The organism is Streptomyces sp. NBC_00669, from assembly GCF_036226785.1.
In the GTDB taxonomy this organism is placed as follows: Bacteria; Actinomycetota; Actinomycetes; order Streptomycetales; family Streptomycetaceae; genus Actinacidiphila.
In genome coordinates this window covers 9,307,214-9,319,757 of the sequence record NZ_CP109018.1, presented here as the reverse complement: position 1 = coordinate 9,319,757, position 12,544 = coordinate 9,307,214, and the positions used below count along the sequence as shown (strand labels likewise).

Genomic DNA, 12,544 nt, shown 5'->3' with positions numbered 1-12,544 from the left:
AGCGGGGAAGAGCAGCGCACACGGTAGGAGGCTGGATGTTCCGGGGCTTCACGGCTCCCTCGTCGGACCGGACCGAAGAGGACCAGAGCGAGCGGGACCGCGACAGCACGGCATCGCCCTGGGCGTACATCCGCACCGAGACCGGCAGCGCCGCGGTCCTGCTGGCGGCGACGGTCGCGGCGCTGGTGTGGGTGAACGTGGCGCCGGGCGACTACGCGTCGGCGTGGGCGACTCGGCTGTCGGTGCAGTGGGGCGGCCACGGCGTCGACCTGGACCTGCGCGAGTGGGTCAACAGCGGCCTGATGACGCTGTTCTTCCTGGTGGTGGGGCTGGAGGCGCGGCGCGAGTTCGACATGGGCGAGCTGCGCGACCGGCGCAGGATCGCCCTGCCGCTGCTGGCCGGGGTCAGCGGCATGATCGTGCCGGTGGCGATCTACCTCGCGGTGAACTCCGGCGGCCACTCCGGGCACGGCTGGGGCACCGCGATGTCCACCGACACCGCGTTCGCACTGGGCATGCTCGCCCTGCTCGGTTCGCGCTTCCCGCGCCGGCTGCACACCTTCATCCTGACCGTCGCCGTGGTCGACGACTTCGTGGCGCTGGCGGTGATCGCGGTCGCCTACAGCGAGCACATCTCGTGGACGCCGCTGGCGGTCGGCATCGGGTTCCTGCTGCTGACGGCGGCGATCCGGCGGGCCGGGGTACGGCGCGGCGGGCCGTACGCGGTGCTCGGGATCGCGGCGTGGACGGCGTTCGTGCACTCCGGGGTGGACCCGGTGGTCGTCGGTCTGATCATCGGCCTGCTGGCGTTCGCGTACCCGGCGCCCCGCGACGCCCTGGAGCGGGCCAGCGGCCTGTTCCGGTCCTTCCGCGAGCAGCCCACGCCCGAGCTGGAGCGGGAGGCGCGGCTGGGCCTGGCCTCGGCGCTGTCCCCCAACGACCGCCTGCAGCGGCTGTGGCACCCCTGGTCCAGCTACGCGATCGTGCCGCTCTTCGCCCTCGCCAACGCCGGCATCGAGATCAACGGCTCGCTGCTGTCGCAGGCGTACACCTCCCCGATCACGCTGGGCATCCTGCTCGGCTACGGCATCGGCAAGCCGATCGGCATCGTGGGCTCCACGGCGCTGGCCACCCGGCTCAGCCGCGGCCGGATGCGCCCGCCGGTCGGCTGGGCGGCGGTGACCGGCGGCGGCACGATCGCCGGCATCGGCTTCACGGTGTCCCTGCTGATCGCGACGCTGGCGTTCTCCGGGCGGGAACTGGACGAGGCGAAGATCGGCGTGCTGAGCGCCGTGGTCTTCGCGATGCTGAGCACCTCCATGGTGGCGCTGGTGACCTCCCGGCTGCCCGAGGCGCGGCGGGCCCGGGCGCTGCTGGGCACCGCGCAGTCGGTGGTCGACCTGGCCGAGCCGGTCGATCCCGACCACGACCACGTCCGCGGCCCGCTGGACTCCCCGGTGACCGTGGTGGAGTACGGCGACTTCGAGTGCCCCTACTGCGGGCAGGCCGAGAGCGTGGTGCGCGAGCTGCTCGCCGACTTCGGTGACGTGCGCTACGTCTGGCGCCACCTGCCGCTGACCGATGTGCACCCGCACGCCCAACTCGCCGCGGAAGCCTCCGAAGCGGCCGCGCTTCAAGGCGGGTTCTGGCAGATGCGCGACCTGCTGATCACCACTCAGGACGAGCTGGGCGTCAAGGATCTGATCCGGCACGCCGACGGGCTCGGCCTGGACCTGGAGAAGTTCCGGCACGCGCTCAAGGCCCGCAAGGGTGCGGCCCGGGTCGCGCGGGACGTGGAGTCGGCCGACCTCAGCGGGGTGTCGGGCACGCCGACGTTCTTCATCAACGGCCGCCGGCACCACGGCGCCTACGACATCGAGAGCCTGTCCGCGGCCGTGGTGGCCGCGCGCGACCGCGCGGTCCTGGTGGACGGCGCCGGCCCCGGCTCCTGAGCGCGGGTTCCCGGCGGGGCACGCCGGGCGGCGGGCGGCGGGCTCCCCGGGCGGGAGAGCTGCCCCGCGGCCACGGGCTCGCGATCGGCCGCCGCACGATCGACGGCCGGGTGGGGCGCGGCGCCGTCGCCGCGTCCCGCCCGGCCGTCCCGTGGCGGCTCAGGCCGCTCGGACCGCGTGCGGCGGCACCGGTTGCTGGTGGCCGCCGCTGGCCATCATCCGGACCTCGCCCTCGCCGCTGATCTCGGCGCGGACGATGCCGGTGTCGTCCTCGTAGACGGGGTAGCCACCCGCGCCCGAGGCGTCGGTGCGGTGTACGACGACGACGTCGTCCTCGACGGCCGGGGCCTGGAAGACCAGTTCGTAAACAGCGGGATATTCGTCCATGGGCACACACCTCCCCAGGGGCATTACTCCATTCTCCCGCGGATCGTCCGGTTCCGCCTCCCGGGGGACGTACCCTGCTGGCGTGGACATCGGCGCCGGCCCCCTGGAACGGAGCGCGGCGGACCGGCCCGGCTCCCCCGGCACCGCGGGAGCCGCGTCCGGCCCGGCGGCGCTCGCCGACGCGCTCCTTCCGCTGGTCGGGCCCGGCCGGGTCGTGGTGCTGAGCGGCGCCGGCCTGTCCACGGAGTCGGGCATCCCCGACTACCGAGGCGAGACCGGCCGCCGCCGGCGCGGCGACCCGATGACGTACCAGGAGTTCACCGGCAGCGCCGGCAGCCGCCGCCGTTACTGGGCGCGCAGCCATCTCGGCTGGCCCTCGATCTCCGGGGCCCGGCCCAACGCGGGCCATCGGGCGGTGACCCGCCTGGTGGCCGCCGGGCTGGTGTCGGGCGTGATCACGCAGAACGTCGACGGGCTGCACGCCGCCGCGGGTACACCGGACGCGGTGGAGCTGCACGGCACTCTGCACGCGGTGGTCTGCCTGGACTGCGGCGCCCGCGGCTCGCGGGAGGAGCTGGCGGGGCGGCTGGACGCGGCGAACCCCGGGTTCCGGGCGATGTCCGCGCGGATCGTCGCCGACGGCGACGCCGAGCTGCCGGCCGAGCACATCGACGCGTTCCGCACGGTGGCCTGCACCGCGTGCGGCAGCGGCGTCCTCAAGCCCGACGTGGTGTTCTTCGGGGAGAAGGTGCCGCTGCCCCGGGTGGAGCGCTGCTACGGCCTGGTCGACGCCGCCTCTCTCCTGCTCGTCGTCGGCTCCTCGCTCACGGTGATGTCGGGCCTGCGGTTCGCCCGCCACGCGGCGAAGCACGGCACGCCGGTGGCCATCGTCAACCAGGGCCCCACCCGGGGCGACGACCTGGCGGCGCTGCGGCTCGACCTCCCGCTCGGGCCTGCCCTCACCGCCCTCGCCGACCAGCTCACCGACCGCCTCGGCGGGTAGCGGTCCGCCGGGCGTCGTCGGATCAACTAAGCAGCCCGGTCCGGTAGGCGGCTGCGACCGCGGCGGCGCGATCGCGTACGCCGAGCTTCGCGTAGAGGTGCAGCAGGTGCGTCTTGACGGTGGCCTCGCTGATGAACAGCCGCCGGGCCGCCTCCCGGTTGGTCGTGCCCGCGGCGACCAGGCGCAGCACCTCCAGCTCGCGGTCGGTGAGCGTCCCGGCGGGCGTGGCGGGTTCGCGGACCCGGCCGATGAGCTTCTGCGCGACGGTGGGGGCGAGCACGGGATGGCCCTGGTGGGCGGCGCGCACGGCACGGACGAGTTCGTCCCGCGGCGCGTCCTTGAGCAGGTAGCCGGTGGCGCCCGCCTCGATCGCGGGCAGCACGTCGGCGTCGCTGTCGTACGTGGTGAGCACCAGCACGTGGACGGCGGGGGCGCGCTCGCGCAGCAGCCCGATCGCCTCGACGCCGCCCATCCGCGGCATCCGCAGGTCCATCAGCACCACGTCCACGCCGAGCGCGAGCGCCCGGTCCACGGCCTCGGCCCCGTCCGCGGCCTCGCCGGCGACCTCGAAGTCCGGGTCACCGTCGAAGACACCGCGCAGGCCGTCACGTACGACGGGGTGGTCGTCGGCGACGAGCAGGCGAATGGTCACACGCCATTCTCCATGATCGCCGGGCGTCCGGCGCCGGTACGGGACGGGCCGTTGGGACTGGTCGGGCCGCTCGGGCCGGGCTGCTCGGGGACCGTGTGGCTGTCCGGCGTCGCACGGTCGGCGGAGCCGGGGGCGCGGTCGGCGGAGCCGGGAGCACGGTCGGCGGAGCCGGGGGCGGGATCGGCGGAGCCCGGGGCACGGTCGGCGAGGCCCGGGGCGGAGTCGGCGGAGCCGGGGGCGGGATCGGCGGAGCCCGGGGCGGGACCGGCGGAGCCGGGAGCGGGATCGGCGAGGCCCGGGACACGGTCGGCGGAGCCCGGGGCGGGATCGGCGGAGCCGGGGGCCGGGGGCACCGCCGGCACGCCGGCGCTGAGCACCGTCCCGTCGCCCGGCGCGCTCTCGATCGCCAGGGAGCCGCCGACCTGGCGCAGCCGCTGCCGCATCGCGGTGAGCCCGAAGCCGTGGCCGTCGGCGCGCGGCTCGGCCCGCTCGCACGCGGCGGCGTCGAAACCGGTGCCGTCGTCGAGGACGTCGAGGACGACGACCTCGTGGGTGTAGGAGAGGGTCATCCCGGCCCGGGACGCTCCGGCGTGCTTGGCGATGTTCGCCAGGCCCTCCTGGGCGGTGCGGAACAGCGCGACCTCCAGCGCGGGCGGCAGCGGTACGGCGTCGCCGGTGACCTCGAAGCGGACCGCGATCCCGGAGGTCTGGGTCCACTGCTCGGCGAGGTCGCCGAGGGCGCCGGGCAGGTGGGCGGCGGTGTCCAGCGGACCGGGCCGCAGCGCCTGCACCGAGCGGCGGGCCTCGGCCAGCGACTCCCGGGCCAGCCGCCGGGCCAGTTCCAGGTGCCGGGTGCGGCGCTGCGGGTCGGCGTCGAACCGGTCGGCGGCCTCCAGCTGGGTGACGATGCCGGTCAGGCCCTGCGCGATGGTGTCGTGGATCTCGCCGGCCATCCGCTGCCGCTCGTCGAGGATGCCGGCCTCCCGCGCCTGGGTGACCAGTTGGGCGTGCAGACCGGCGTTCTCGGCCATCGTCTCGCGCAGCCGCCGGTTGGCCTCGGCCAGCTCGTCGATCATCCTGGCCCGCCGCCGGCTGCGCTGGTCCTCCTCGATGCCCTGGTAGGTGATGGCACCGGCGACGAGCATGTTGACCAGGACCAGCCCGACGTACGCGGCGACGCCCTCGCCGTGCAGGTTGCGGACGCCGCCGACCTGGCTGAGGGCCATCGCCGCCGCGTTGACCGCGATGGCCGGCGGCCGCAACCACCGGGGCAGCAGGGCCGCTTGGAGATAGCCGGTGAAGCCGAAGAAGCCGAAGAACGGGTTGAGCAGGATCAGGCCCACGATGAAGGCCATCAGCCCGGCGTAGAAGACGATCGCCCGGCCCTGGCGCGCGGCGGGCGTCGGGTACGGCACGTCCATGAACCGCAACCACAGCGCGGCGCCCGCCGACAGGACCACCGCCACCCCGATGTACAGCGCGCGGTAGGGCCCCAGGCCGACCGCCAGCACCAGCGAGACCGCGAGCCCGCCGTAGGGCAGGTAGTGCTGGAGCTGCTGGAAGCGCTCGTCCTTCGCCTGCTCGCCGCCGGGTGCGGCCGGCGGGCGCACCCGCACGGGGGCGGGCGCCCGCGGGATGCCGTGGGGCGGCTCCGAGCCGGTACTGCGCACTGTCCGCTCCGCGTTCACCGGCTCATCATTCCCAACGGAAGGCGCGGACCGCCACCACGCTGCCGGCCACGGTGTACCCGGCCAGCACCAACAGGTGCTGCCACAGGGCCCCTTCACCGGACCACGCCGCCATCACCGCGCCGAAGGGGACGTAGCCGCCGATCTCCCGCAGCGCGTGCGGCATCTGCGCGACGGGGAAGTACAGGCCGCTGAAGAAGAAGTTCAGCACCATGACGGGCACGCCCGAGCCGCTGGCGGCGCCGGCGGTGGGCGCCAGCGCGGCGACCACCAGGCCGAGGGCGAGGACCGCGGTGCTGCCGAGGACGAAGGACGCGATCACGGCGCCGATGTCGGACGGCGGCCTGACGTGGAAGGCGAGCCGGCCGACGGCGATGATCAGCGCGACGCCGACCGTGATCAGCGCGGCCATGACCGTGAGCAGCGCGGCGAGCATCCCGGCGACCGGCACCGGGCTGACCGACAGCCGCCGCAGGATGCCCTTCTCGCGCAGGCTCGCCATGTTCATCGGCAGCATGACGCAGCCGAGGAAGAGCGGCACCATCGCGGCGATGGTCGGCACGTAGACGTCGATGACGCTCCTGCCGCCCAGGGAGTCCGAGTCGGTCCTGAAAGCGGGGATGTTGCCGAAGAGGATCACCATGCCCAGCGGGAAGAGCAGCCAGAACACGGCGGCCGGCTCGCGGAGCAGCAGCCTGGCCTGGGTGGCGGTCAGCGCGCGGAAGCCCTGGCGGGTCATGCGCGGAACGGCGGGTGCGGACGGCGCGGTGGGTGCGGTGGGTGCGGTGGGTGCGCTGGCGCTCATCGGGGTGTCCTTGTCTGTGGCGGCGCGGAGGATACGGGGATGCGGGACGGCGGCCTACGGGCCGGGGCGGGCCGCGGTGCGGGCGATACGGGCCTACGCCCCGCTGTCGTCACCGGTGAGCGCGATGAACGCGTCGTCGAGGGTCGCCTGCTCCACCCGCAGGTCCGCGGCGATGATGTGCCGCCGGGCGAGCAGCGAGGTGACGGCGAGCACGAGATTGCCGTCGCCGGTGATCTCGACCTGCGAGCCGTGCCAGGTCAGGGTGCTCACCTCGGGCAGTTCACGCACCAGGGCCTCGTCGAAGCCCGTCGAGGGCCGGAAGCGCATCCGCTGGGTCCGGTCGCCGCGCGTGGCCAGCCCCGCCGGGGTGTCGACGGCCACGACCCGGCCGGCGTCGATCAGTGCGACCCGGTCGCACAGCCGCTCGGCCTCCTCCATGAAGTGGGTGACCAGGACGACGGTGACGCCGGACGCCCGGACCTGCTCGACCAGGTCCCAGGTGGTGCGGCGGGCGTGCGGGTCCAGGCCGGTGGTCAGCTCGTCGAGGATGACCGCCCGGGGGCTGCCGACCATCGCCAGCGCGATCGCGAGGCGCTGCTTCTGGCCGCCGGAGAGCTTCTTGTAGCGGGCGTCCGCCTTGGCGCGCAGGCCGAGCCGGTCCAGCAGCTCGCCGATGTCGGCGGGCCGCCGGTGGAACGACGCGAACAGGTCGAGGATCTCGCGGACGGTGAGCCTCTCCGGCAGCCCGCTCTCCTGGAGTTGGACGCCGAGCACCTGGCGGAGCGCGTCGCGCGCGCGGGCCGGGTCGTGGCCGAGTACGGACACGGTGCCGCCGTCCGGGACCCGCAGGCCCGACAGGCACTCGACGGTGGTGGTCTTGCCGGCGCCGTTCGGGCCGAGAACGCCGAAGATCTCGCCCTGTTCGACCGTGAACGAGACGTCGTGCACGGCGGTGACGTCGCCGTAGCGCTTGTGGAGCCCGTCGACCTCGATGACCGTCATGCCGTGCGCCTCTTCCCGTCGGGTTCTTCCCCGGTGGACGGCGCGTGTTCGCCGTCGTGGAGAAGCCTCCCGCCGCTGCGCGGGCGGGCGGATCGACCACCGGGGCGGGGCGCGGGCGCGATGGGTGGACGCGGCCGTCCACCGATCGGTTGATGCCCCGCGCCCTGAGCCGTACGGCCGTCGGGGGCGGTACGGCTCAGGGCGCGGGGTCGAGGACGCGGGCGGTGCTGCGGAAGCGCGCCCGGTAGGTCGTCGGGGCCACCCCCAGGGACTGCTGGAACGCGCGGCGCATGGACTCCGCCGAGCCGAACCCGGCCTGCTCGGCGACGGTGTCCACGGCGTCGTTGCCCGCCTCCAGCAGGGCCTGGGCCGCTTCCAGGCGGACGGACTCCGCGTACTGCCCGGGGCTCAGTCCGGTCTCCGCGCGGAAGAGCCGGCCGAGGTGGCGGGGGCTGACCCCGGCGGCGCGGGCGAGGTCGTCCATGCGGTGGGCCGCGGCGGGGTCGGCGCCCACCGCGTCCATGACCTGGCGCAGCGCCGGGTGCCGGGCCTCGCGCGGCACCAGCCGGGCGCTGAACTGGGACTGCCCGGCCGGCCTGGCCATGAACACCACGAGCTGCCGGGCGACGGCCCTGGCCAGGTCGGCGCCGTGGTCCTCCTCGACCAGCGCGAGCGCGAGGTCGATGCCCGCGGTGACACCCGCCGACGTGGTCACCCGCCCGTCGCGGACGAAGAGCGGGTCGGGCTCGACGGACACCCGCGGGTAGGCGGCGGCCAGTTCGGCCGCGAGCTGCCAGTGGGTCGCCGCGCGCCGGCCGTCGAGCAGGCCCGCCTCGGCGAGCAGGAACGCGCCCGCGCAGACCGACGCGACCCGGCCGGAGCGGGCCGCGAGCGCCTCGACGGTGCCGGTCAGCGTGAGGTTTCCGACGGCCTGCCGCCAGTCGGCGCGGCCGGGGACGACGAGGGTGCCGAGCCGGCCGGGGAGCGTGTCGGCCGCGCTGTCGGCGCCGATCCGCACGCCCGCGGAGGTGCGTACGTCGGCGCCCGCCGCGCTGACGATCCGTACGTCGTAGCGGGCGCCGTGGGCGTTGGCGGTGGTGAAGACCTCGACCGGGCCGGTGACGTCGAGGAGTTGCACCTGGTCGAAGGCGAGCACGGCGACCAGGTGGCGGGGGCGCGCGGCGGCCCGGCCCGTAGCCCCCGCCGTTCCGGACGCACCCGGGGTTCCGGGCGCCCCCGGGATTCGCGTCATCGGCCTCACTCCGGCCACGGTGAGTCGAGGATCGTGGTGACGAAGTCGCCGCGCTCGAAACCGGGGACGTACGCGGCCAGCACGTCGGCCTTGACGTTGCCGAAGGTGGTCTCCGGCTTGGAGCGGATGCCCTCGGTGAAGGCGGCGAGGATGCGGCGCTTGAAGTCGGGGCGGGGGTGCAGCGCGACGATCGCGGCGCGGTCGGCGTCGCTGATGTCGCGGTAGCCGATGCCGAGCACGTCGTACTCCACGCCCGCGGTGGTCAGCGCGACTTCGGGCTCCATGTGCTCCGGGATGCCGGGCGTGGTGTGCAGGGCGATCGCGGTCCACACCCGGCGGACGCTGTCCTCGGGGACGCCGTGGGCGTGCAGGAACCGGCGGGCCTCGTCGGCGCTGTCGACCTCGAAGCGGCGGCCGCTGTCGTGGAACCGCTCGCCGAGGCCGAGGTCGTGGAACATCGCGGCGACGTAGAGCAGTTCGGGGTCGAAGCTCAGGTCGCGGCGGCGGCCCTGGAGGCTGCCGAAGCAGTAGACCCGCCGGGAGTGGTGGTAGATCAGCTCGGTCGCGGTGTCGCGGACCAGTTCGGTGGCCTCGCGGGCCAGGGCGGTGTCGGGGAAGCGGACGCCTGTCTGCTCGAGAGCTTCGGTCGTCATCGGTGTCACCTGCGCAGTTCTTCGATCAGCCGGCCTGCCGGTTCGCCGGTCCTCCGGATACGGCCGGGGTCCCGGCCGCCACTCCTCCAGGATCGGCTCGAACCCGTCCGCCCGCCATGGCCGTGGCGACCTGCTCCCCACAGATCCGGACATCGTGCCACGGCCCCGGCGCGGCGAATACCAACGGCGTGTTAAGCCTTCGCCGGGGCCGGGACACCCGGGTGGGGCCGTGCTTCCATGGCGCCATGACCCCGTTGGTGAGGCGCCGCCACGTGGACTACGCGCGTGTCACGAGCACGGGCTGTCCCGGCGCGCGCTGACGCCTCCGCGCCGCCGCCCGGCAGCCGACCGCGTCCTTCTTCCGCGCCCCTCCCCCGCCCTCGGTACGCACCCGGGGCGCCCGCGGGGAGCCGCGTACGTCCAGCGGCCGGCCGTCACCGCCGCCGCGCAACGCCGCCCCCGCGCCCCGCACCATCGACCGCGCCACACCCACGCCGCACGTCTCACACCACGCACCACACGCCACACCCGCAGTGACACCGCACGCACGACAGCACCTGGGAGAGCCATGACCGAGCAACAGCCCGTCGACTCCGTCACCGCCGGGCACACGCCCGAGACCGCGGCCGCCGCGGCACAGGAGGAGCCGAACTGGTCGTTCGAGACGAAGCAGGTGCACTCGGGGGCCGTTCCCGACCCGACGACGGGGGCGCGGGCGGTGCCGATCTACCAGACGTCGTCGTTCGTGTTCCGCGACACCCGCCATGCCGCGGACCTGTTCGCGCTGGCGGAGCCGGGGAACATCTACACCCGCATCCACAACCCCACCCAGGACGTGTTCGAGCAGCGGATCGCCGCGCTGGAGGGCGGGATCGCCGCGGTGGCGCTGGCGTCGGGCCAGGCCGCGGAGACGCTGGCGATCCTGACGCTGGCGAGCGCCGGCGACCACGTGGTGGCGGGCGCGTCGCTCTACGGCGGGACGTACAACCTGTTCAAGCACACGCTGCCGCGGTTCGGGATCGAGGTGTCGTTCGTCGACCCGGACGATGTCGAGGCGTGGCGTGCGGCGGTGCGGCCGAACACGAAGGCGTTCTTCGCCGAGACGCTGGGCAACCCGCGCGGGAACGTACTGGACGTGCGGGCGGTGGCGGACGCGGCGCACGCCGAGGGGGTGCCGCTGATCGTGGACAACACGGTGCCGACGCCGTACCTGCTCCAGCCGCTGCGGCACGGCGCGGACATCGTGGTGCACTCCGCGACGAAGTTCCTCGGCGGCCACGGCACCACCATCGCCGGGGTGGTCGTCGACGGCGGCACCTTCGACTTCGGGGCGCACGCCGACCGCTTCCCCGACTTCAGCACGCCCGACCCGAGCTACCACGGGTTGGAGTACTGGCCGGCGCTCGGCCCGGGGGCGTACGCGATCAAGCTGCGCGTGCAGTTGCTGCGCGACCTGGGTCCCGCGCTGTCGCCGCACTCGGCGTTCCTGCTGCTCCAGGGCGTCGAGACGCTGTCTCTGCGGCTGGAGCGGCACTCCGCGAACGCGCAGGAGCTCGCGGAGTGGCTCCAGGCACGCGACGAGGTCGCGGTGGTGCACTACCCGGGCCTGCCGTCCAGCGCCTGGTACGAAGCCGGGCAGCGCTACCTGCCGCGCGGCGCGGGCGCGGTCCTCGCCTTCGAGCTGCGCGACGGAGCGGAGGCGGGCAAGCGCTTCGTGGACGCGGTGCGGCTCTTCAGCCATCTGGCGAACATCGGCGACGTGCGCAGCCTGATCATCCACCCGGCCTCCACCACGCACAGCCAGCTGGACGAGGAGCAGTTGGCGGCCACCGGCACCTCGGCCGGCCTGGTGCGGCTGTCGGTCGGCATCGAGAACGTCGCGGACCTCAAGGCGGATCTGGACGCCGGGTTCCGCGCGGCCAAGGCCGCGTCCTGACCGTGCCGGGGCGCACGGCCGCGGAGGTCCCCCTGCCGCCCGCCTCCGGGGCGTGGCGGCCGGGGGACCCGCCCGGGCGGCGCCGCTGGCACCCGCTCTCCGACCCGCTGCCGCTGGAGGCGGGCGGTGAACTGCCGGGCGTGCGGCTGGCGTACGAGACGTGGGGGCGCCTCGCGCCCGACGCGTCGAACGCGGTGCTGGTGCTGCACGCGCTGACCGGTGACAGCCATGTCGCGGGTCCGGCCGGACCCGGCCATCCGACCGCCGGGTGGTGGGACGGGCTGGTCGGGCCCGGCCTCGCGCTGGACACCGACCGCTTCTTCGTGGTGGCGCCGAACGTCCTGGGCGGCTGCCAGGGCAGCACCGGACCGGCGTCCGCGCGGCCGGACGGCCGCCGGTGGGGCAGTGCCTTCCCGTTCCTGACCCAGCGCGACCAGGTCGCGGCGGAGACGTCCCTGGCGGACGCGCTGGGCGTCGAGCGGTGGGCGCTGGTGGCCGGCGGGTCGATGGGCGGGATGCGGGCGCTGGAGTGGGCGGTGGGCCGGCCGGAGCGGGTCGGGTCGCTGCTGCTGCTCGCCTGCCCGGCGGCGGCGAGCGCCGAGCAGATCGGGTGGGCGTCGGTGCAGCTCCGGGCGATCAGGGCGGACCCGGGCTGGCGCGGCGGCGACTACCACGACGCGGCCCCCGGCGGCGGCCCGCACGCCGGGCTCGGGCAGGCCCGGCGGCTGGCGCACCTGACCTACCGCAGCGAGCCCGAGCTGCGGGAGCGGTTCGGCCGCGCCGCGCAGCGCGCCGAACGCCCCTGGCACGGCGGCCGGTACGCGGTCGAGTCGTATCTCGACCACCACGCGGACAAGCTGGTCCGCAGGTTCGACGCGGGCAGCTACGTGGTGCTGACCGAGGCGATGAACGCGCACGACGTCGGGCGGGGGCGGGGCGGCACCGCGGCGGCGCTGCGCCGCGTAACGGCGCCGACGCTGGTGGCCGGGGTGGACTCCGACCGGCTCTATCCGCTCTCGCAGCAGCGGGAGTTGGCGGCGGGCATCGCGGGCGCGGACCGGATGCGGACGGTCCGCTCGCCGTACGGGCACGACGGCTTCCTGATCGAAGTCGATCAAGTGGCGTCGCTGGTCGGCGAGCTGACGGCGGGTCTCCGGCTGCCGTATCCGGACCGGGAGCAGCCGGACCGCGGTGTGGCGAAGGGCACGTGACAT

The 12,544-nt window shown here is 74.8% G+C and carries 11 protein-coding genes; 4 read left to right on the top strand and 7 right to left on the bottom strand.

The features are described 5' to 3' along the window. Positions 1–35: 35 nt before the first annotated feature. Positions 36–1,952 carry a Na+/H+ antiporter NhaA gene (nhaA, locus tag OG896_RS39105; RefSeq protein ID WP_329373162.1) on the top strand — a complete coding sequence of 639 codons (1,917 nt, stop codon included), beginning with the start codon at positions 36–38 and terminating at the stop codon, positions 1,950–1,952. Positions 1,953–2,111: 159 nt separating this feature from the next. Here the strand turns inward: nhaA and OG896_RS39100 are convergent, their stop codons facing one another. After that, on the bottom strand, positions 2,112–2,339 hold the full coding sequence (locus tag OG896_RS39100) for a DUF6296 family protein (RefSeq protein WP_329373160.1): 228 nt from the start codon (positions 2,337–2,339) through the stop codon (positions 2,112–2,114). Between the two features lie 88 nt (positions 2,340–2,427). Here OG896_RS39100 and OG896_RS39095 point away from each other — a divergent pair, with 88 nt between their 5' ends. Further along, positions 2,428–3,342 (top strand): NAD-dependent protein deacetylase, encoded by a 915-nt coding sequence (locus tag OG896_RS39095; protein ID WP_402443949.1) that lies wholly within the window; start codon positions 2,428–2,430, stop codon positions 3,340–3,342. A 22-nt stretch (positions 3,343–3,364) separates the two neighbouring features. On the opposite strand, the gene OG896_RS39090 is transcribed toward OG896_RS39095, so the two are convergent. The 6 genes from OG896_RS39090 to OG896_RS39065 form a co-directional block, all read right to left on the bottom strand. Next, a complete protein-coding gene (locus tag OG896_RS39090; RefSeq protein ID WP_329373158.1) occupies positions 3,365–3,994 on the bottom strand; it encodes a response regulator transcription factor in 630 nt (209 codons plus the stop codon). Next, entirely contained in the window at positions 3,991–5,682 is a 1,692-nt protein-coding gene (locus OG896_RS39085) for a sensor histidine kinase (protein ID WP_329373156.1), read from the bottom strand. Before OG896_RS39085 ends, OG896_RS39090 begins: the two co-directional genes overlap by 4 nt. A 7-nt stretch (positions 5,683–5,689) precedes the next feature. Further along, complete coding sequence (locus OG896_RS39080; protein ID WP_329373154.1) at positions 5,690–6,487, bottom strand: ABC transporter permease; 798 nt, start codon at positions 6,485–6,487, stop codon at positions 5,690–5,692. 93 nt (positions 6,488–6,580) lie between these two features. After that, positions 6,581–7,489, bottom strand: a complete 909-nt coding sequence (locus OG896_RS39075) for an ABC transporter ATP-binding protein (RefSeq protein ID WP_329373152.1) — start codon at positions 7,487–7,489, stop codon at positions 6,581–6,583. 196 nt (positions 7,490–7,685) lie between these two features. Continuing rightward, on the bottom strand, positions 7,686–8,741 hold the full coding sequence (locus tag OG896_RS39070) for a GlxA family transcriptional regulator (RefSeq protein WP_329373150.1): 1,056 nt from the start codon (positions 8,739–8,741) through the stop codon (positions 7,686–7,688). A 5-nt stretch (positions 8,742–8,746) separates the two neighbouring features. Further along, on the bottom strand, positions 8,747–9,394 hold the full coding sequence (locus tag OG896_RS39065; protein ID WP_329373148.1) for an HD domain-containing protein: 648 nt from the start codon (positions 9,392–9,394) through the stop codon (positions 8,747–8,749). A 568-nt stretch (positions 9,395–9,962) separates the two neighbouring features. On the opposite strand from OG896_RS39065, the gene OG896_RS39060 reads away from it, so the two are divergent. Further along, positions 9,963–11,330: a bifunctional o-acetylhomoserine/o-acetylserine sulfhydrylase gene (locus OG896_RS39060; RefSeq protein WP_329373146.1), complete on the top strand. Its 1,368-nt coding sequence runs from the start codon at positions 9,963–9,965 to the stop codon at positions 11,328–11,330. After that, entirely contained in the window at positions 11,327–12,541 is a 1,215-nt protein-coding gene (gene metX / locus OG896_RS39055; RefSeq protein WP_443057292.1) for a homoserine O-acetyltransferase MetX, read from the top strand. Before OG896_RS39060 ends, metX begins: the two co-directional genes overlap by 4 nt. Positions 12,542–12,544 lie beyond the last annotated feature (3 nt).

Coding starts and splice junctions, on each gene's coding strand:
- OG896_RS39080 (WP_329373154.1), bottom strand. CDS start 6,487: ATGAGCGCCAGCGCACCCACCGCACCCACCGCACCCACCGCGCCGTCC.
- OG896_RS39075 (WP_329373152.1), bottom strand. CDS start 7,489: ATGACGGTCATCGAGGTCGACGGGCTCCACAAGCGCTACGGCGACGTC.
- OG896_RS39070 (WP_329373150.1), bottom strand. CDS start 8,741: ATGACGCGAATCCCGGGGGCGCCCGGAACCCCGGGTGCGTCCGGAACG.
- nhaA (WP_329373162.1), top strand. CDS start 36: ATGTTCCGGGGCTTCACGGCTCCCTCGTCGGACCGGACCGAAGAGGAC.
- OG896_RS39100 (WP_329373160.1), bottom strand. CDS start 2,339: ATGGACGAATATCCCGCTGTTTACGAACTGGTCTTCCAGGCCCCGGCC.
- OG896_RS39065 (WP_329373148.1), bottom strand. CDS start 9,394: ATGACGACCGAAGCTCTCGAGCAGACAGGCGTCCGCTTCCCCGACACC.
- OG896_RS39060 (WP_329373146.1), top strand. CDS start 9,963: ATGACCGAGCAACAGCCCGTCGACTCCGTCACCGCCGGGCACACGCCC.